Source organism: Serratia rubidaea (genome assembly GCF_016026735.1).
Classification (GTDB): Bacteria; Pseudomonadota; Gammaproteobacteria; order Enterobacterales; family Enterobacteriaceae; genus Serratia_B; species Serratia_B rubidaea.
Window position 1 is genome coordinate 1293166 of record NZ_CP065640.1, and the last position, 18710, is coordinate 1311875.

16 protein-coding genes are annotated in these 18710 nt (G+C 60.1%); 5 read left to right on the forward strand and 11 right to left on the reverse strand.

Annotated elements, in window-relative coordinates:
• Nucleotides 1–16 precede the first annotated feature (16 nt).
• The gene (locus I6G83_RS05980) at nt 17–778 is read left to right on the forward strand and encodes a CDP-diacylglycerol diphosphatase (RefSeq protein ID WP_062779290.1); all 762 of its coding nucleotides are present in this window, start codon (nt 17–19) and stop codon (nt 776–778) included.
• Between the two features lie 7 nt (nt 779–785).
• Here I6G83_RS05980 and I6G83_RS05985 read toward each other — a convergent pair whose 3' ends face one another.
• On the reverse strand, nt 786–2828 hold the full coding sequence (locus tag I6G83_RS05985) for an AsmA family protein (RefSeq protein ID WP_054306887.1): 2043 nt from the start codon (nt 2826–2828) through the stop codon (nt 786–788).
• A gap of 259 nt (nt 2829–3087) precedes the next feature.
• Here I6G83_RS05985 and kdgK point away from each other — a divergent pair, with 259 nt between their 5' ends.
• Nucleotides 3088–4020: a 2-dehydro-3-deoxygluconokinase gene (gene kdgK, locus I6G83_RS05990; protein WP_054306886.1), complete on the forward strand. Its 933-nt coding sequence runs from the start codon at nt 3088–3090 to the stop codon at nt 4018–4020.
• A 141-nt stretch (nt 4021–4161) separates the two neighbouring features.
• Here kdgK and ilvC read toward each other — a convergent pair whose 3' ends face one another.
• Entirely contained in the window at nt 4162–5637 is a 1476-nt protein-coding gene (ilvC, locus tag I6G83_RS05995) for a ketol-acid reductoisomerase (RefSeq protein ID WP_015962279.1), read from the reverse strand.
• A gap of 169 nt (nt 5638–5806) precedes the next feature.
• Between ilvC and ilvY the strand changes: the two genes are divergently transcribed.
• Nucleotides 5807–6688 (forward strand): HTH-type transcriptional activator IlvY, encoded by an 882-nt coding sequence (gene ilvY / locus I6G83_RS06000; RefSeq protein ID WP_054306885.1) that lies wholly within the window; start codon nt 5807–5809, stop codon nt 6686–6688.
• A 13-nt stretch (nt 6689–6701) separates the two neighbouring features.
• On the opposite strand, the gene I6G83_RS06005 is transcribed toward ilvY, so the two are convergent.
• From I6G83_RS06005 to I6G83_RS06040, 8 genes are all read right to left on the reverse strand, one after another.
• Complete coding sequence (locus tag I6G83_RS06005; protein WP_062779287.1) at nt 6702–7403, reverse strand: DUF2461 domain-containing protein; 702 nt, start codon at nt 7401–7403, stop codon at nt 6702–6704.
• A 100-nt stretch (nt 7404–7503) separates the two neighbouring features.
• The gene (gene ilvA, locus I6G83_RS06010) at nt 7504–9048 is read right to left on the reverse strand and encodes a threonine ammonia-lyase, biosynthetic (protein WP_054307716.1); all 1545 of its coding nucleotides are present in this window, start codon (nt 9046–9048) and stop codon (nt 7504–7506) included.
• A 5-nt stretch (nt 9049–9053) separates the two neighbouring features.
• Entirely contained in the window at nt 9054–10904 is a 1851-nt protein-coding gene (gene ilvD, locus I6G83_RS06015) for a dihydroxy-acid dehydratase (RefSeq protein ID WP_015962284.1), read from the reverse strand.
• 113 nt (nt 10905–11017) lie between these two features.
• Nucleotides 11018–11944 carry a branched-chain amino acid transaminase gene (locus I6G83_RS06020; protein WP_015962285.1) on the reverse strand — a complete coding sequence of 309 codons (927 nt, stop codon included), beginning with the start codon at nt 11942–11944 and terminating at the stop codon, nt 11018–11020.
• 20 nt (nt 11945–11964) lie between these two features.
• Entirely contained in the window at nt 11965–12231 is a 267-nt protein-coding gene (gene ilvM, locus I6G83_RS06025) for an acetolactate synthase 2 small subunit (protein ID WP_015962286.1), read from the reverse strand.
• Nucleotides 12228–13874 (reverse strand): acetolactate synthase 2 catalytic subunit, encoded by a 1647-nt coding sequence (ilvG, locus tag I6G83_RS06030; protein WP_054307717.1) that lies wholly within the window; start codon nt 13872–13874, stop codon nt 12228–12230. Before ilvG ends, ilvM begins: the two co-directional genes overlap by 4 nt.
• Nucleotides 13875–14016: 142 nt before the next feature.
• Nucleotides 14017–14115, reverse strand: coding sequence for an ilv operon leader peptide (gene ilvL / locus I6G83_RS06035; protein WP_015962288.1), 99 nt, complete (start codon nt 14113–14115; stop codon nt 14017–14019).
• Between the two features lie 133 nt (nt 14116–14248).
• Nucleotides 14249–15481: an MFS transporter gene (locus tag I6G83_RS06040; RefSeq protein ID WP_054307718.1), complete on the reverse strand. Its 1233-nt coding sequence runs from the start codon at nt 15479–15481 to the stop codon at nt 14249–14251.
• A gap of 332 nt (nt 15482–15813) precedes the next feature.
• On the opposite strand from I6G83_RS06040, the gene I6G83_RS06045 reads away from it, so the two are divergent.
• Nucleotides 15814–17334 (forward strand): YifB family Mg chelatase-like AAA ATPase, encoded by a 1521-nt coding sequence (locus tag I6G83_RS06045; RefSeq protein WP_054307719.1) that lies wholly within the window; start codon nt 15814–15816, stop codon nt 17332–17334.
• Between the two features lie 26 nt (nt 17335–17360).
• On the opposite strand, the gene I6G83_RS06050 is transcribed toward I6G83_RS06045, so the two are convergent.
• Complete coding sequence (locus I6G83_RS06050) at nt 17361–17699, reverse strand: DUF413 domain-containing protein (protein ID WP_054307720.1); 339 nt, start codon at nt 17697–17699, stop codon at nt 17361–17363.
• 120 nt (nt 17700–17819) lie between these two features.
• Here I6G83_RS06050 and hdfR point away from each other — a divergent pair, with 120 nt between their 5' ends.
• A complete protein-coding gene (gene hdfR / locus I6G83_RS06055; protein WP_054307721.1) occupies nt 17820–18647 on the forward strand; it encodes an HTH-type transcriptional regulator HdfR in 828 nt (275 codons plus the stop codon).
• The last annotated feature ends 63 nt before the right edge of the window (nt 18648–18710 follow it).

Below are 18710 nucleotides of genomic sequence, written 5' to 3' on the forward strand. Positions count from 1 at the left end.
GATCCGGATACCGATGATGACACTGCGCCGCCGGCTGTTACTGCTGTTCCTTGTACTGGCATTAGCCCTCCTTGCACTCTATCTCTGGCTGAAACCCGCGCATCCTGACGCGCTGTGGCACATCGTCAGCCAGCAGTGCCTGCCGAATCAGCAGCAGCATCACGACCCCGCCCCCTGCGCGCAGGTTGACCTGCAGCACGGCGCCGTGGTGTTTAAAGACCGCAACGGCCCGCTGCAGTACCTGCTGATGCCGACGGCAAAAATTACCGGCATTGAGAGCCCTGAACTGCTGACGCCGGCGGCGCCCAACTACTTTCTGCTGGCCTGGCAGGCGCGCCGCTTTATGGCGGAGAAATACGGAAAACCTATTGATGACGCGGCAGTCTCCCTGGCCATCAACTCCGCCTACGGCCGCACGCAAAACCAGCTGCATATTCATATTTCCTGCCTGGCGCCGGCGGTGCAAAAGCGCCTGACGCAGGCGGAGCAAACCTTCACCCCGCGCTGGCAACCGCTGCCCGGCGGGCTGTTGCAGCACGACTATCTGGTACGACGGGTGACGCCGGGCGAACTGGCGCAGCAGGGTGCGTTTCGCCTGCTGGCCGGCGGCGTCGCCGGAGCCGGCCAACAGATGGGACATTACGGCCTGGCGATGACCGCCCTGTCAAACGGCGATTTCCTACTGCTGGCCACCGAACGCAATCTGCTGCGCCTCAATCTGGCCTCGGCGGAAGAGCTGCAGGACCACGACTGCACGCTGTTGCAGCCGCGTCCCTGAGAAGCGGTTACTTTTTCTGTTTCATCTGCTGGAGCACCTGTCCGCACTGGTTGCTATCGGCGCCGTCGCTGGGCGATACCAGCGCCAGCAGCGCGGCGGCCGGCGCCACCACCACTCCCAGCGCCACGGCGGCCGCACCGCGCGCAATCAGCGGCCCGGCCTTCACGCCGGCGTCCGGATGCTTGAAGGTGCCTTTCACATACAGCGGCGAACGCAGCGTCAGCACGCGCATTCCCTTACTCTCCGGATCGATGGACAGATCCAGCCGCTCGCTGGCGAAGTTGGCGTTGCCGGTGATGTTGATGATGGCGTTCTCGGTATCGAACACAAACAGTCGCGGCGTGGCTACGCCGTTGCGCACGCCGACGTCCGCCGCCGCGCAGTTGATGCCCACTTCATCATCGCCAAAGATCTGCGCCACCAGATAGTTACCGACGTTCAGGCCCAGAATCTCCATCAGGCTGCGGCTGATCATGCCGTCATTCACCAGCAGGCGCAGATCGCCGCTGCTGCTGCCCAACAGCGCCGCCACCGAGTTGCCGCTGCCGGTTAACGTCGCATCACCGTTCAGCTCTCCCAGGCTGCGCTTCATCGATTCCACATTCGGCAGCAGCTTCTTCAGCTGGAAGTTGCGGGCGTGCATATCCACCCGTCCGCGCATCGGCTGCTTGCTGCCGTCCAGCCGTACGGTTGAGTTCAGGTTACCGCCCGCGACGCCAAAGCGCAGCGGATCCAGCAGGATCGCGCCGTTATCCAGCCGCAGGTGGGTGTACAGATCGCGGAGCGGCAGGGCATCGCCATGTTCAATGCGTTTGGCGGTAAATTTGACGTCGGCATCCATCACGCCCCAGCTTTGGGTGGCGAACGTCTCGACCGGTAACGCCTTATCCGCCGGCTGCCGCGTTTTCTCGCCGCGGCCGGCCTTGGCCGTATTGCTGTCGGCGCCGATCAGCGGCGCCAGGTCGGCGAAGCGCAGCTGTTTGGAAAGGACACTACCGCTCAGGCTCGGCCGCGGCCGGCTGGCGACATAGCGCAGGTCGCCGTGAATATCGCTGTCGCCGATTTTGCCGCTGAAGTTTTGGTAGCGATACACCGCACCGCCTTTTTCGTGCAGCCGGGCCGTCAGGTGTCCGTCGGTGGCATACGGCGGCGTATTGGGCAACAGCACGCCGGTCAGGCCATACAGATTGCCCAGGCTGTCGCCGGAAAACTTCAGCTGTAAATCCAGCCCGCCGAGATTTAACGGGTCGATCAGGGTGCCCGCCACCGCCACGCGGGTCGCGCCGGAGCGAATATCAGCCTGCAGCGGGAACGGCAGGCCGGCATTCTGCAGCGACAGCATGCCGCCGATTTTACCGCTGCCGCTCAGCGGCTCGCCGTTATACTTACCTTTTACCTGCCAGCCAAACACATAATCCGGCGTAATCACCTGGCCCTTATCTTTCTTGCCGGTGACCTGGTTGAACGGCAGCGGCTTGCCCAGCGGGTCGATCACCGCATGAAAATCCGCCTTCAGCGTGGCGTCCTTAAACGCTATCTGCCCGCGGTCGAACACGATATCGTGAATATTCACCGACCAGTCGGACGCCGCGCTCTGCTCATCCTGCCCGGCACCGGCGAGGTTGAACGTCCAGTTATTTTCACCGTTGGCCAGACGCCGTAACTGCGCGTCGGGCCGCTGCAGCCAGATGCGCGGGATCAGCACTTCTTTTCTCAGCAGCGCCAGGGGCGCGATGCTGAGTTCGGCACGTTGCAGGCTGACCATATGATCGCCGGGAATAGTGTCCGGGTTGCCCAGCACAATATCTTGCGCATGGATATACGGCCACGGCACCCAGGCGCGCCAGCCGCCCTCCTCCTGCTTACGCTGCCACACCACGCCGAGATCGCCACGGATGGCGAACGGTCGCTGCAGTTCGGCAGAGACTTTGTCATTAATCGTCGGCTTGAGGCGATTCCAGTCGAAGGTGGCGATAAAGACCACCAGCACGACCATGACCAGCAGCACCATGCCGCCGATCCCGCTGATTATTTTTCCCGTTTTGCTCATCGTCACTTCCCTACTATCCGTTGCGTACGGCCGGTTTGTGCTAATTGATTAGCGGCCGCTCTCCCTAAGCCTAGTTAAGGATAAGACAGACTTCACCCTTTCGGCCTGCGCCGCCCGTCGCGCACGTTAACCGGCGCTAACCGATCGTTTGGCGATCGCCGCAAAAAACAAATTAAAACACCATTTCATTTCTATTGACTCCTCGCCTCCCAACCGTAAGACTGGCGTTAACCCCGCCCACCTTTATTCAGGGATTAGCATGACTTGCAAAAATATTGCCGTAATCGGCGAATGCATGATTGAGCTGTCGCAGAACGGCGTCGCCCTCAGCCGTGGTTTTGGCGGCGATACGCTCAACACCGCCGTCTATCTTGCCCGTCAGACGCAGCGCCAGGCGCTGAACGTCCACTATGTCACCGCGCTCGGTAACGACAGTTTCAGTCAGGAAATGCTGCGCGCCTGGCAGCAGGAAGAGATCGACACCACCCTGGTACAGCAGCTGGCGGATAAGCTGCCGGGGCTATACGTGATTGAAACCGACGCGGCCGGCGAGCGTACCTTCTATTACTGGCGCAATGACGCCGCCGCACGCTATTGGCTCGACGGCCCGCAGGCCGACGCCATTTGCCACCGGCTGGCGCAGTTTGATTATCTGTATCTCAGCGGCATCAGCCTGGCGATCCTGTCCGCCGACGCGCGCGGCAAACTGATGGCGCTGCTGCGCCAATGCCGCGCCAACGGCGGCCAGGTCATTTTCGACAATAACTATCGCCCGCGGCTGTGGGCAGACCGGGACGAGGCGCAGCAGGCCTATCGCGAGATGCTGTCCTGCACCGACACCGCGTTTCTGACGCTGGACGATGAGGATGCGTTATGGGGGGCATTGCCGGTGGAACAGGTGGTGCAGCGCACCCGCGGTTTCGGCGTGCGGGAGATCGCGATCAAACGCGGCGCCGACGCCTGTCTGGTCTATCTGCATGATGAGACGCCGCTGGAGGTCGCAGCGGTAAAACTGGCGCGGGAACAGGTGGTTGACACCACCGCCGCCGGCGACTCCTTCAGCGCCGGCTACCTCGCCGTGCGCCTCAACGGCGGTACGCCACAGCAAGCGGCGGAGCGCGGCCATCTGACCGCCAGCACGGTGATTCAGCACCGCGGCGCGATTATCCCGCCGGCGGCGATGCCGGCCTGACAGCGCGATGGATGCGGGCAGCGATGTGCCTGCAGGTAAGATACGACTGGGGATTGAACAGCGGTTAATTGCGCCGCCGCAGAGCGTCAGCCAATAAAAAAGCCGGCACTCTCTGCCGGCTTTCCATGCTTGCTGCGACGCTTAGCCTGCTACGGCGATGCGTTTCATATCGGTCATATAGCCGCGCAATTTGCGGCCCACCGCTTCGATCGGGTGGTTGCGCACCGCTTCGTTGACATCGCGCAGCTGCGCATTATCCACCGCGGTTCCCGCGACGGCTTTGCCCAGATCGCCTGCCTGCAGCGTGGTCATAAACTCTTTCAGCAACGGCACCGCGGCGTTGGCAAACAGGTAGTTACCGTACTCGGCGGTGTCGGAGATCACCACGTTCATTTCATACAGACGCTTACGGGCGATGGTATTGGCGATCAGCGGCAGCTCGTGCAGCGACTCATAGTACGCCGACTCTTCGATGATGCCGGAATCCACCATGGTTTCAAACGCCAGCTCAACGCCCGCTTTCACCATTGCCACCATCAGCACGCCGTTATCAAAGTACTCCTGCTCGCTGATTTTGCCTTCAAACTGCGGCGCGTTTTCAAACGCGGTTTTACCGGTCTCTTCACGCCAGGTCAGCAGCTTCACGTCGTCCTCCGCCCAGTCGGCCATCATGCCGCTGGAGAACGCGCCGGAGATGATGTCGTCCATGTGCTTCTGGAACAGCGGCGCCATGATGGTTTTCAGCTGCTCAGACAGCGCATAGGCGCGCAGTTTGGCCGGGTTGGACAGACGATCCATCATCAGGGTGATGCCGCCCTGCTTCAGCGCTTCGGTGATGGTTTCCCAACCGTACTGGATCAGTTTCTCGGCGTAAGCCGGGTCGGTGCCTTCCGCCACCAGCTTATCGAAGCACAGCAGCGAGCCTGCCTGCAGCATACCGCACAGAATGGTCTGCTCGCCCATCAGGTCGGATTTTACTTCTGCCACGAAGGAAGACTCCAACACGCCGGCGCGGTGGCCGCCGGTCGCCGCAGCCCATGCCTTGGCGATCGCCATGCCTTCGCCTTTCGGATCGTTTTCCGGGTGTACGGCGATCAGCGTCGGTACGCCGAAACCGCGCTTGTACTCTTCACGTACTTCGGTGCCCGGACACTTCGGCGCCACCATCACTACGGTGATGTCTTTACGCACCTGCTCGCCCACTTCAACGATGTTGAAACCGTGCGAGTAGCCCAGCGCCGCGCCGTCTTTCATCAGTGGCTGCACCGCGCGCACCACGGAAGAGTGCTGTTTGTCCGGCGTCAGGTTAACCACCAGATCGGCCTGCGGGATCAGCTCTTCATAGGTGCCCACTTTAAAGCCGTTCTCGGTCGCCTTGCGCCATGACGCGCGTTTTTCGTCGATCGCTTCCTGACGCAGGGCGTACGCCACGTCCAGGCCGGAGTCGCGCATGTTCAGGCCCTGGTTCAGACCCTGAGCGCCACAGCCGACAATCACCACTTTTTTCCCTTTCAGGTAGCCCGCCTCATCGGCAAATTCGTCGCGCGCCATAAAGCGACACTTACCCAATTGCGCCAGCTGCTGACGCAGGTTCAATGTGTTGAAATAGTTAGCCATGGTGCTACTCCAGTTAGATGTTGTGTATTACATGTTATTTTCATTCCCCGCCCTGTCTGTGCGGAGATTCGTTAAGCTCAATGTATAACAGGATTTGCGTTGCTTAAATTGATATATTAAGAACATCACGTTGCAATTTATGCAACACCATCGCTGCGAGCATACTGATATGGACTTACGCGATTTAAAGCTGTTTTTGCATCTGGCGGAAAGCCGCCATTTCGGCCGTACCGCCAAGGCGATGCACGTCAGTCCCTCCACCCTGTCGCGCCAGATTCAGCGGCTGGAAGAGGGCGTCGGCAAGCCGCTGTTTCTGCGGGACAACCGCACCGTGCAGCTGACCGACGCCGGTGAACTGCTGAAGGTGTTCGCCCAGCAGACGCTGCTGCAGTACCAGCAGCTTAAGCACGCGCTCGGCCAGCATGGCCCGTCGCTCAGCGGTGAACTGCGCCTGTTCTGCTCGGTCACCGCCGCTTACAGCCATCTGCCGCCGATCCTCGATCGCTTTCGCGCCCAGCATCCGCTGGTGGAAATCAAACTCACCACCGGCGACGCCGCCGATGCGGTGGATAAAATCCAGTCCAATGAGGCGGACCTCGGCATCGCCGGCCGGCCGGAAAGCCTGCCGGGCAGCGTCGATTTCACCAAAATCGGCGAAATTCCGCTGGTGCTGATTGCGCCGGCGCTGCCGTGCGCGGTGCGCACCCAGGCCTTTGCCGAACAGCCCGACTGGGCCAATATTCCCTTTATCCTGCCGGAGCACGGCCCGTCGCGAAAACGCATCGAGCTGTGGTTCCGCCGGCACCGCATCAGCAACCCGCTGATTTACGCCACCGTCGGCGGCCACGAGGCCATCGTCTCGATGGTGGCGTTGGGCTGCGGCATCGCGCTGATCCCCAGCGTGGTGGTGGACAACAGCCCGGAGCCGGTGCGCAACCGTATCTCGCAGCTGGACAATATCTCGATGGTGGAGCCGTTTGAACTGGGGGTCTGCGTACAGCGAAAACGCCTTGGCGACCCGCTGATCGAAGCGTTTTGGCGCCTGCTGTAGCGCCGCGCGGCGGCTACAGGTCGGCCGGGTCGATCTGCTTCATTGCCTCCACTTTCATCAGCCAGTGGTAGAGCGGCTCCAACCGCTGGAAAGCCTGCGTCAGCATCGGCGCCAAATCGGCGCTGAACAGTTTTTCCACCTGACGATCGCTGGCCATCACCGCGAAGGATTTGCGCTGATACCAGTGGGCAATCTCCGCCGCCTGCCCTTTGACCAACGGACGTTTGTAACTCTCGCCCACCAGCTCGAACGGCGGCCGGCAGCAGGCCGCCGCCGCCAGAAACTGCTGCGGCTGCCGCTGCAGCGTATGGCGGAACAGATCCATCGTCGGCTTGTTGGCGCTGTAATAACCCAGCCCATAGCGCAGCATGTCCGGCCCCAGCTCAAAGAAATAGACCGGCGCGTCTTTCCAGTCTTTGCTCGGCCGTTTGAAGGTCAGCCACATGCGGCTGCGGTAGCGGGACTTATCGTGGGAAAAACGCGTATCGCGGTGAATACGCGACAGCGTTTTACCGATCGCCGGCCGGGTCTCAAACTGCGGGTCGATCGCCAGCATCGCCGGCGCCAGCTGTTCCACCAGCCTGCGGAACGGCGTTAACAGCGTTTGTTCGTACAGCGCGCGGTGCGCCTCAAACCACGCTTTGTCGTTTTCAATCCGCACCTGCTGCAGGAAGTCCAATCCCTGCTGACTAAATCCGGCAAACTGCTGCGTCATGGCTTCTCCTGCTGCTTGCGCTATTCATCATGGCAGATCGCGCGCTGCAATCTGCCGCTCCATCTCGCGTCCCTGGGCAATCAGGCGGTTAACGATCGCCCTAGCCCTGCAGGAAGAAACGAAACGCCGGGTTATCCGTTTCATCATGACAGTCATAGCCCAGCGCCGTCAGATGCTGTTCAAACTCCGGCTCGCTTTGCGCCAGCTCGAAGGCCGCCAGCACGCGGCCGAAGTCGGTGCCATGGCTGCGGTAATGGAACAGGGAAATATTCCAGTGGGTGCCGAGGGTATTCAGGAACTTCAGCAACGCGCCGGGAGATTCCGGGAACTCAAAGCTGTACAGCCGCTCGCGCAGCGGCTTGGAAGGGCGGCCGCCCACCATATAGCGCACGTGCAGCTTGGCCATTTCATCGTCAGACAGATCCACCACCTGATAGCCGCCGGCCGTCAGCTCGCTGATGATTTCCCGGCGTTCCGCATGGCCGCACGTTAAACGCACGCCGACGAAGATGCAGGCGTTGTCGGCATCGGCGTAGCGGTAGTTGAACTCGGTGACCGAACGGCCGCCCAGCAGCTGGCAGAACTTGAGGAAGCTGCCCTGCTGTTCGGGAATGGTCACCGCCAGCAAGGCTTCGCGCTGCTCGCCCAGTTCGCAGCGTTCGGATACGTAGCGCAGCCCGTGGAAATTCAGGTTGGCGCCGGACAGCACATGCGCCAGACGCTCGCCCTGAATGTCGTGCTGCTGCACGTACTTTTTCAGCCCCGCCAGCGCCAGCGCGCCCGACGGCTCGGCAATGGCGCGCACGTCTTCAAACAGATCTTTAACCGCAGCGCAGATGGCGTCGCTGTCGACGGTGATCACGTCATCCAGATACTCACGGCACAGGCGGAAGGTTTCGTCGCCGATGCGCTTGACCGCCACGCCTTCGGCGAACAGCCCGACGCGGGCCAGATCCACCGGCTGTCCGGCATCCAGCGCCGCACGCAGGCAGGCCGAATCTTCCGCCTCAACGCCAATCACTTTGATTTGCGGCATCAGCTGTTTGATCAGCACCGCCACGCCGGCCGCCAGGCCGCCGCCGCCGACCGGGACAAACACCCGGTCCAGATGGGCGTCCTGCTGCAGCAGCTCCATCGCCAGCGTCCCCTGCCCGGCGATCACCGCCGGATGGTCGAACGGCGGCACAAAGATCATGCCCTGCTGGCGGGACAGCTCCACCGCCTTCGCCTTCGCCTCGTCAAAATTGGCGCCGTGCAGCAACACCTCGCCGCCGAAGCCGCGCACCGCGTCCACCTTGATATCCGCGGTGGCGACCGGCATCACGATCAGGGTTTTAATCCCCAGACGGCTGCCGGACAGCGCCACGCCCTGCGCGTGGTTGCCCGCTGAAGCGGTAATCACGCCGCGCGCCTTTTGCTCTTCGCTCAGGCCGGCAATCATCGCGTAGGCGCCGCGCAGCTTAAAGCTGTGCACCGGCTGGCGGTCCTCACGTTTGACCAGCACGGCGTTGCCCAGCCGCGAGGAGAGTTTTTCCATGGTCTGCAGCGGGGTGACCTGCGCCACCTCGTAAACCGGCGAACGCAGCGCCGCCCGCAGATACTCCGCCCCGCAGGGGGCCTCTGATAGGGGTTGTGATACCGCCATGCCGCTTAGCCTCCCAGCTTGCTCTTGTCACGTACCGCGCCTTTGTCGGCGCTGGTGGCCAGCGTTGCGTAAGCGCGCAGCGCATAGGACACCTGACGTTCGCGGGACTTCGGCGTCCAGGCCGCATCGCCGCGCGCCAGTTCGGCCTCGCGCCGCGCCGCCAGTTCGCTGTCCGCCACTTCCAGTTTGATACCGCGGTTCGGGATATCAATAGCGATCGTATCGCCGTCCTGCACCAGCGCAATCAGACCGCCGTTGGCCGCTTCCGGCGAGGCGTGCCCGATGGACAAACCGGAAGTGCCGCCGGAGAAACGTCCGTCGGTGATCAGCGCGCAGGCCTTGCCCAGCCCCATCGATTTCAGATAGGTGGTCGGATAGAGCATTTCCTGCATGCCCGGCCCGCCTTTCGGCCCTTCGTAGCGGATGACCACCACGTCGCCGGCTTCAACTTTGCCGCCGAGGATGGCTTCCACCGCATCTTCCTGGCTCTCGTACACCTTGGCCGGGCCGCTGAAGACCAGAATTTCTTTGTCGACGCCGGCGGTTTTGACGATACAGCCGTCTTCCGCCAGGTTGCCATACAGCACCGCCAGCCCGCCGTCCTGGCTGTAGGCGTGCTCACGGGTGCGGATACAGCCCTCTTTACGGTCGGTATCCAGCGAATCCCAGCGGCAATCCTGCGAGAACGCCTGCGTGGTGCGGATACCCGCCGGTCCGGCGGCGTACATCTGCTTCACATCCTCATCCTGAGTCAGCATCACATCATAGGCCGCCAGCGTTTGCGGCAGCGTCAGACCCAGAACGTTGCTGACGTCGCGGTTCAGCAAACCGGCGCGGTCCAGCTCGCCGAGGATGCCGATCACCCCGCCGGCGCGGTGGACGTCTTCCATATGGTATTTCTGCGTGCTCGGCGCCACCTTGCACAGGTGCGGCACCTTGCGGGACAGGCGGTCGATATCTTCCATGGTGAAGTCCACCTCGCCTTCCTGCGCCGCCGCCAGCAGGTGCAGAACGGTATTGGTCGAGCCGCCCATGGCGATATCCAGCGTCATGGCGTTTTCAAACGCCGCCTTATTGGCGATATTGCGCGGCAACGCGCTCTCATCGTCCTGCTGGTAGTAACGTTTGGTCAGCTCAACGATGCGCTTGCCCGCGTTAAGGAACAGCTGTTTGCGATCGGCATGCGTCGCCAGCAGCGAGCCGTTGCCCGGCTGCGACAGCCCCAGCGCCTCGGTCAGACAGTTCATCGAGTTGGCGGTGAACATGCCGGAACAGGAGCCGCAGGTCGGACAGGCGGAGCGTTCAATCTGTTCGCTCTCGGCGTCGCTGACGTTGGGGTTCGCCCCCTGAATCATGGCGTCCACCAGATCCAGCTTGATAATCTGGTCGGACAGTTTGGTTTTACCGGCCTCCATCGGGCCGCCGGAGACGAAGATCACCGGAATATTGAGGCGCAGCGCCGCCATCATCATCCCCGGGGTGATTTTGTCGCAGTTGGAGATGCACACCATCGCATCGGCGCAGTGGGCATTGACCATATACTCGACCGAATCGGCGATCAGCTCACGCGAAGGCAGGGAGTAAAGCATGCCGCCGTGTCCCATGGCGATGCCGTCATCCACCGCAATGGTGTTGAACTCTTTCGCCACGCCGCCGGAGGCTTCAATCTGTTCGGCAACCAGTTTGCCCAGATCGCGCAGATGCACGTGGCCCGGCACAAACTGGGTAAAGGAGTTGACCACCGCGATAATCGGCTTGCCGAAATCGGCCTCGGTCATCCCGGTCGCGCGCCACAGGGCGCGGGCGCCGGCCATATTGCGGCCGTGGGTGGTGGTGGCTGAACGTAACTTAGGCATGCTCTTTTCACTCCAATAAATTCTGTTTTTATACGGACGGCGAACGAACCGCCCGTTTATTCCCCGGATGCTGCACGTACGGGACTGTTGTGTTGTCTGTCTGGCGCGGTTTGTTATGGGTTAATCGGATCCAGCCAGCCGTATTTGTCTTCAGTGGCGCCGCTAAACAGGCCGAAGAATGCCTGCTGGATCTGCTTGGTGACCGGCCCGCACTTGCCGATGCCCACCTGGATACCGTCGACGCTGCGCACCGGCGTGATTTCCGCCGCGGTGCCGGACATAAACACTTCGTCGGCCAGGTACAGCGATTCGCGCGACAGCACCTGCTCACGCACTTCAATGCCCAGATCTTTCGCCAGTTTGATAATCGCGTCGCGGGTAATGCCCGGCAGCGCCGAGGAGGTGAACGGCGGTGTAAACAGCACGCCGTCTTTTACCTCAAACAGGTTTTCACCGGCACCTTCAGAGATGTAGCCATGCACATCCAGCGCGATGCCTTCCTGGTAGCCGTGACGACGCGCTTCGCTGCCCACCAGTAGCGAGGAGAGGTAGTTGCCGCCCGCTTTAGCCGCGGTCGGAATGGTATTTGGCGCCACGCGCTGCCAAGAGGAAACCATCGCATCGATACCTTGATCCAGCGCCTCTTCACCCAGATACGCGCCCCAAGGAAACGCCGCGATAATCACGTCTGTCTTGTAGCCGGCCGGTGGGTTAACGCCCATCCCGACATCGCCGACAAAGACCAGCGGACGGATATAGGCGCTGACCAGATTATTTTTACGCAGCGTGGCGCGGCAGGCTTCCATCAGCTCATCCACGCTCTGGGAGACCGGCATGCGGTAGATCTTCGCCGAATCATGCAGGCGCTGCATATGTTCACGGTGACGGAACACCACCGGACCTTTATGGGAGTCGTAGCAACGTACCCCTTCAAACACCGACGTGCCGTAATGCAAGGCGTGCGACATCACGTGTACTTTCGCCTCGGCCCAAGGAACCATCTCACCGTTGAACCAGATATAATCGGCTTTCTTCGTCATTGTTCTTTCCTTCTCGCGCCTTAGGCGCGTATTTGTTGTGATGTGTTGTTGTGTTGCTGCTGGATTTCCACGCTGGAGACATCCATCAATTTATTTAACTGGGATGACAGTAAATCCACCGAGCGCTGGCTGGCAACGGTCAATTCAATATTGATTCGGTCGCTGTTCAGGCCCGACGCCATATTCATAGCACAAACCTGGAAGCCGCGATGACGTACGACACGCAATACGCGCTCTAACATTTCAGGACGAAAACGGGCCTGGATCGAGAGTTGATGCTGCATCATGATACTTTCTCCAACATGGTTTCGTTGCCGGCGCCCGGCGGCACCAGCGGCCAGACGTTTTCGAGTTCATCAATCGCCACCTGCAGCAGATACGGCCCGTCGCTGTTTAACAGCGCGTCGAGCGCCTCCGCCACCTGGTCTTTGCGGGTAATGCGCTGGCCGGGAATATCGAACGCGCTGGCCAGCGTCAGGAAATCGGGGTTATCGGACAGGTTGGTCTCACTGTAGCGCCCGTCAAAGAACAGCTGCTGCCACTGGCGCACCATGCCCAGACGCTGGTTATCCAGTAACACGATCTTCACCGGCAGCTGCTTGCGCTTGATGGTGCCCAACTCCTGCACGTTCATCATGAAGGAGCCGTCGCCCGATACGCAGATCACCGTATCTTGCGGCCGGGCGATCTGCGCGCCGACCGCGGCAGGCACGCCAAAGCCCATGGTGCCTAACCCGCTGGAGGTGATGAAGTTTTCCGGCCGCTCGAACGTCATATGCTGGGCGCTCCACATCTGGTGCTGCCCGACGTCGGTGGTGACCACCGTATTGGCCGGCATGCGCTCCGACAGCTGTTTGAGCAACAGCGGCGCGTAAATCGGCTGGCCGGGATGGTCGTAGCGCCAGGCGTGCAGCGCTTTCAGCTCGCCGACGCGCTGTTGCCACTCGCCGATAGCCAGCGGCTGCTGCAGCGCCGGCAGCATCGCTTTCAGATCGCCCTGCAGCGCGACGTGCGCCTGACGCAGCTTGTTCAGTTCAACGGGGTCGATATCCATGTGGATAACTTTGGCGTGCGGCGCAAACGCGTTCAGCTTGCCGGTAACGCGATCGTCAAAGCGCGCCCCGACCGCCACCAGTAAATCGCACTCCTGCACCGCCAGGTTTGCCGCCTTGGTGCCGTGCATCCCCAGCATGCCGAGGTAGTACGGATGCGCGGCATCCGGTGCGCCCAGCCCTTTCAGGGTGGCGACCGCCGGCATCTGCGTAGCGTCGATAAACGCGCGCAGCGCCGGCACCGCCTGCGCCATACCTACGCCGCCGCCGACGTACAGCACCGGCTTTTGCGCCTGCGCCAGCAGAGCGTAGGCCTGCTCGATGCCCTCCATCGCCGGGTCGCACTCGTCGTTGACCGGCATCAGGTGTGGGGGTAAATCCGCCTGCGCCAGCTGGATGTCTTTCGGGATATCGATCAGCACCGGGCCAGGACGACCGCTGGCGGCGATGGCGAACGCCTCGGCCATGATGCCAGGCAGCGCGTCCAGCGATTCCACCAGGAAGCTGTGCTTGGTGCAGGCCAGTGACAGGCCCAGAACATCGATCTCCTGAAAGGCATCGGTGCCGATCAGCGCGGACCCCACCTGCCCGGTGATGGCCACCACCGGTACGGAATCAAGCAACGCATCCGCCAGGCCGGTGATCAGGTTGGTGGCGCCGGGGCCGGAGGTGGCGATGCAGACGCCGGTTTTACCGGTGGCGCGCGCATAGCCGATTGCCGCCATGGCCGCCCCTTGTTCATGACGGCACAGCAGGTGTTCCACCCCGCCGTCATACAACGCATCGTACACCGGCATGATTGCGCCACCCGGATAGCCGAAAACCTTATCAACCCCCTGCGCGCGCAACGCTTGCACCACCCACTGAGCACCATTCATAGTTATTTCCCCGCCTTACTTCGAGAATTGCAGGATTTTGTTCTGTTGTTCACTCTCTGCTCCTCACTTCACTTTTCTCTTGCCAATAAAAAACCCCCGGACCTGACGGTGCGGGGGTTCTCTTGCGATTCCGGCTTGTTTTTTAAGCCATTCTTCGTCCAAGTGCAGCCCCGCACGGTGGGATAATAATCACCACCACGCTAATCACGACTAGGCTAATCACTTGGGCAAACGCTTTCATAATCGGTATGTTCACTGTGCTCGTTTCGAACTAATGCCTACAGAGTTACCATAGTCACACTTCACATGACAATACTTTTTTTGCGTTATTATTCTGCACAATCTGGTCATACCTCAAACAAAGTGCTGCCTTTTCAAACGTTAACATGCGCAGACGGCGATTCGACCGTGCCGGACAGCGCTTTGCCCCGCGTGTCCTTGCCAAACAGCACCAGCAGCGAAATCACAATGGCCACCGTACCGGCGATGATCGCCATGGCCAAGCCGTAGTTATGGCCATGGCTCTCCGCGATGCTCGCCTGCAGCGTCGCATTCACCGAGGCAATAAGATTACCCAGCTGATAAACAAATCCCGGCAGCACCGCCCGCGTGTTGGCCGGCACCAGCTCATTCAGATAGGTCGGCACTACGCCCCAGGCGCCCTGCACCATAAACTGCATCAGAAATGCGCCGATCCCCAACATCAGCGAGCCGCTGGCAAACGCCCATAGCGGAATCACCGGCAGCGCCAACAGCGCGGCGATAACAATGGCTTTTTTACGGCCGATCTTTTCCGACAGCACGCCGAAAAATACGCCGCCGATAATGGAAGCGATATTGTAGCTAATCGCGATGATACTGACGGTTTTCGGATCGAAACCGTGCTGAACTTTCAAGAACGCCGGATACAGATCCTGCGTGCCGTGAGAGAAGAAATTGAACGCCGCCATCAGTGCAACCAGGTAAATACACAGCTTCCAATGCTGCTTCAGCACCGGCAGCAGCGCAGTGCTCTCTTTGCGTTGACGCGCCGCCAGCCACACCGGCGACTCCTGCACGCAGTAGTAGATAAACGGCAGCAGTAAAATCGGCGCCGCGCCAATCACGAACATACCGCGCCAGCCCAGCAGCTCAAACAGCGTGCCGTACACCACCGCCGCCAGCAAATAACCGAACGGGTAGCCCGCCTGGAAAATACCGGACATCAGCCCGCGTGAACGGTCCGGAATGCTTTCCATCGCCAGCGAGGAGGCGACGCCCCAGATGCCGCCCATGGCAACGCCGTACAACACGCGCAGCAACAGGAATATAGTCAGCGAAGGCGCGGCGGCGGATAACAGCTCAAACACGGAAAAGAACACGATGTTCAACATCAGAATCGGCTTGCGCCCATACTTTTCCGCCGCGCGGCCAAACAGCAGCGCGCCGATCGGCCGTACGGCCAGCGTCAGCAGAATCGCCAGCGTGACCTCTTCCATACCGACGTGAAACGCCTCGGCAATATCGCTGAGTAGAAAGACCAGAACAAAGAAATCAAAAGCATCAAGCGTCCAGCTGGCAAAGCTGGCGATGGCTGCATTGCGTTGCAACGACGTCCAACCAAACATAACGTTATTCCTACCATAGAGTACAAAGTGAATGGGGTTCAACGGCTGTCGCCGCGGAGTAGGCGACGGTCGGGAATTGTGTTGATTAAGTGTTTTTTATTTTAATCAATTGTTAAATACACCTATTAACTCTCCGGTTGCAACTTGGTTAGCCTGCTAATTTGTTGCATCGTTCACGGAATTGTTAATCAGTATTGCCGCCCCAGTCGCAAAAAACGCCTATCGCAATGAAATAATGAATATTTTCCGGAATAAACCGCGCAGTTTCGTCAATTAAGCCCTGCAGCGCTGGCCAGGAAGGCGCATGCTGCCGGCCTGAGTAAGGAGGCTCTATGTCATTGGCGGTTATTTTCACTCGGGCTACGCTGGGCGTTCAGGCGCCGTCGGTGACGGTCGAAGTCCATATCAGCAACGGGTTGCCCGGATTAACGCTGGTCGGCCTGCCGGAAACCACGGTCAAGGAGGCGCGCGATCGGGTACGCAGCGCACTGCTCAACAACGGTTTTACCTTTCCCGCGAAACGCATCACCGTCAACCTGGCGCCGGCGGACCTGCCCAAGGAGGGCGGCCGGTACGATCTGCCGATCGCTCTGGCGATCCTCGCCGCTTCGGAGCAGATCCCAGCAGATCGGCTGGCCGAACACGAATTTCTCGGCGAGCTGGCGCTGTCCGGCGCATTGCGCGCCGTCAGCGGCGCCATCCCCGCAGCAATGGCGGCGCAGCAGGATGGCAGAGGGCTGATCCTGCCTGCAGAAAATGAAGGGGAGGTCGGCCTGCTGCCGAAAGAGGGAACGCGGGTTGCAACGCACCTGTTGGCCGTCTGCGCCTTTCTGCTTGGCCAGGGTGAACTGTCGCTTGCCCAGCCTCCCGCCGCGCCGCCTAACGCCAACCGGGGAGACCTGCAGGATATTATCGGCCAGGAACAGGCCAAACGGGCGCTGGAGATCGCCGCCGCCGGCGGTCACAATCTGTTGCTGCTCGGCCCGCCAGGCACCGGCAAGACCATGCTGGCAAGCCGTCTGCCGGGATTATTGCCGCCGCTAACCGACCAGGAGGCGCTGGAGAGCGTTGCAGTCGCCAGCCTGCAGCATCAGCCCGCCGGCAGGCTGCCGTGGCGTCAGCGGCCATTCAGGGCGCCGCACCACAGTGCATCCATGGCGGCACTGGTCGGCGGCGGCTCTCTGCCGCGCCCGGGGGAAATATCCATGGCGCACAACGGCGTGCTGTTCCTTGATGAACTCCCCGAATTTGAACGGCGCACGCTGGACGCCCTGCGCGAGCCTTTGGAATCCGGGGAAATTGTCATTTCGCGCGCCAGTGCCAAAGTCTGCTTCCCGGCGCGAATTCAGCTGATCGCCGCCATGAATCCCAGCCCGACCGGCCACTATCAGGGCATGCATAACCGAACCCCGCCACAGCAGGTTCTGCGCTATCTGGGCCGGCTTTCCGGGCCGTTTCTCGACCGGTTCGATTTATCGATTGAAGTCCCCTTGCTGCCGCCCGGTACGCTCAGCAAACAGCAAGAGCCGGGAGAAAGCAGCCAGCAGGTGCGTCAGCGCGTAATCGCGGCGCGGGAACGGCAATTGCAGCGCGCCGGAAAAATTAATGCCATCCTCGGCAAACGCGAAGTGGATCGAGATTGCCCATTGTGCGATGCCGACGCCCACTATCTAGAAACAACCTTGCTTAAGCTGGGATTATCCGTACGCGCCTGGCATCGCATCCTCAAGGTAGCACGCACGCTGGCGGATTTAGCGGGAGAAAAACATATTGCCCGCCACCATCTCAGCGAAGCATTAGGCTACCGTCGGATGGAACGCCTGCTGATCCAGCTACATCGCAGCCTGGAATAAAAAATGGGGCCGAAGCCCCATTCTTTTTAATCATCGCTGTCGGTGTAATCTTCCACCGCATCAGCCTGTGGTTTACCGCCGGACAGAGTATGGAATTTTTTCGGGCGACGCGTACGCGTCAGATACTTGGTCCAGACTTTTTCCTGCTCGGTAACCGGCTCGCGTTCACCGCGGCACACTGCGACGAACAACTGTTCTTCTTCAGTGGCTGGTTGGCGTTTCCCTGCATCCAACTCATTGAACGCATAGCCGAAACGCTCTAGCAATTGCGCTTCTTTAATGGTGAAATCGCCGTGACGGGAGAACCCGCGAGGGTAGTGTTTATTATCAAAAAAACGATTAGTCGTGGTGAAACTATCCGCCATCTGACACGCTCCTAATTCTCTTATGGCCGTGCTGTTTATGGCGCGGAGTATTAGATACGCTTGACAGCGTGTAAAACAAAACATTTAAATCTTAACGACAAAAAAATTTTGGAGAAAGGCGTGGATACCGAATTACTGAAAACCTTTTTGGAGGTCAGTAGAACGCGTCACTTTGGCCGAGCCGCAGAATCTCTGTATTTAACGCAGTCTGCGGTCAGTTTCCGCATTCGTCAGCTGGAAAATCAATTAGGTGCGAATTTATTCACCCGCCACCGCAATAATATTCGTCTGACGCCGGCCGGGGAACGTCTGCTACCCTACGCGGAAAGCCTGATGAACACCTGGCAGCTGGCCAAAAAAGAGGTCGTACGGTCACCTCAGCACGGCGAACTGTCAATCGGCGCCAGCGCATCATTATGGGAAGCCTACCTGACCCCGTGGCTCCAATCGCTTTACCAACAGCGGGAGACATTACAGCTGGAAGCACGCATCGCATTGCGGCATTCGCTGGTAAAACAGCTGCACGAAAGACAGCTCGATTTACTGATTACCACCGAGCCGCCCAAGATGGATGAATTAACCAGCCAGCTGCTGGGCAACTTTTCGTTACGACTCTTTTCCTCATCCCTGCGCGATCAACAGACGCCGATGCCCTATATCAAACTGGAATGGGGAGCGGATTTTCATCAGCAGGAAAGCCGCATGCTGGATGCGGAGACCGTGCCGGTTCTGACGACCACCTCAGCGCACCTGACACGTCAGCTGTTGGAAACCACCGGCGGCTGCGCTTTTTTACCAAGCCAATGGGAAAAAGAGTATCCGAACCTGGTCGCCAACGCGGAAGTGCCAAGTATTACACGCCCGCTGTATGCCGTTTGGTTGCAAAACAGCGATCAGCAGCCTCTTATTCGTCAGTTACTAAAAATACCTTTAAATACCGCAGCATGAGGCGCTACAGCCGTTTTAATTTTTTAATGGTAGGGGTAGGCTCTGTATTAATTCAAAAGGCCT

Excerpts from the sequence above, each read along its gene's own strand:
- I6G83_RS05980 (WP_062779290.1), top strand. The coding sequence starts at position 17 with ATGACACTGCGCCGCCGGCTGTTACTGCTGTTCCTTGTACTGGCATTA.
- I6G83_RS05985 (WP_054306887.1), bottom strand. The coding sequence starts at position 2,828 with ATGAGCAAAACGGGAAAAATAATCAGCGGGATCGGCGGCATGGTGCTG.
- kdgK (WP_054306886.1), top strand. The coding sequence starts at position 3,088 with ATGACTTGCAAAAATATTGCCGTAATCGGCGAATGCATGATTGAGCTG.
- ilvC (WP_015962279.1), bottom strand. The coding sequence starts at position 5,637 with ATGGCTAACTATTTCAACACATTGAACCTGCGTCAGCAGCTGGCGCAA.
- ilvY (WP_054306885.1), top strand. The coding sequence starts at position 5,807 with ATGGACTTACGCGATTTAAAGCTGTTTTTGCATCTGGCGGAAAGCCGC.
- I6G83_RS06005 (WP_062779287.1), bottom strand. The coding sequence starts at position 7,403 with ATGACGCAGCAGTTTGCCGGATTTAGTCAGCAGGGATTGGACTTCCTG.
- ilvA (WP_054307716.1), bottom strand. The coding sequence starts at position 9,048 with ATGGCGGTATCACAACCCCTATCAGAGGCCCCCTGCGGGGCGGAGTAT.
- ilvD (WP_015962284.1), bottom strand. The coding sequence starts at position 10,904 with ATGCCTAAGTTACGTTCAGCCACCACCACCCACGGCCGCAATATGGCC.
- I6G83_RS06020 (WP_015962285.1), bottom strand. The coding sequence starts at position 11,944 with ATGACGAAGAAAGCCGATTATATCTGGTTCAACGGTGAGATGGTTCCT.
- ilvM (WP_015962286.1), bottom strand. The coding sequence starts at position 12,231 with ATGATGCAGCATCAACTCTCGATCCAGGCCCGTTTTCGTCCTGAAATG.
- ilvG (WP_054307717.1), bottom strand. The coding sequence starts at position 13,874 with ATGAATGGTGCTCAGTGGGTGGTGCAAGCGTTGCGCGCGCAGGGGGTT.
- ilvL (WP_015962288.1), bottom strand. The coding sequence starts at position 14,115 with ATGAAAGCGTTTGCCCAAGTGATTAGCCTAGTCGTGATTAGCGTGGTG.
- I6G83_RS06040 (WP_054307718.1), bottom strand. The coding sequence starts at position 15,481 with ATGTTTGGTTGGACGTCGTTGCAACGCAATGCAGCCATCGCCAGCTTT.
- I6G83_RS06045 (WP_054307719.1), top strand. The coding sequence starts at position 15,814 with ATGTCATTGGCGGTTATTTTCACTCGGGCTACGCTGGGCGTTCAGGCG.
- I6G83_RS06050 (WP_054307720.1), bottom strand. The coding sequence starts at position 17,699 with ATGGCGGATAGTTTCACCACGACTAATCGTTTTTTTGATAATAAACAC.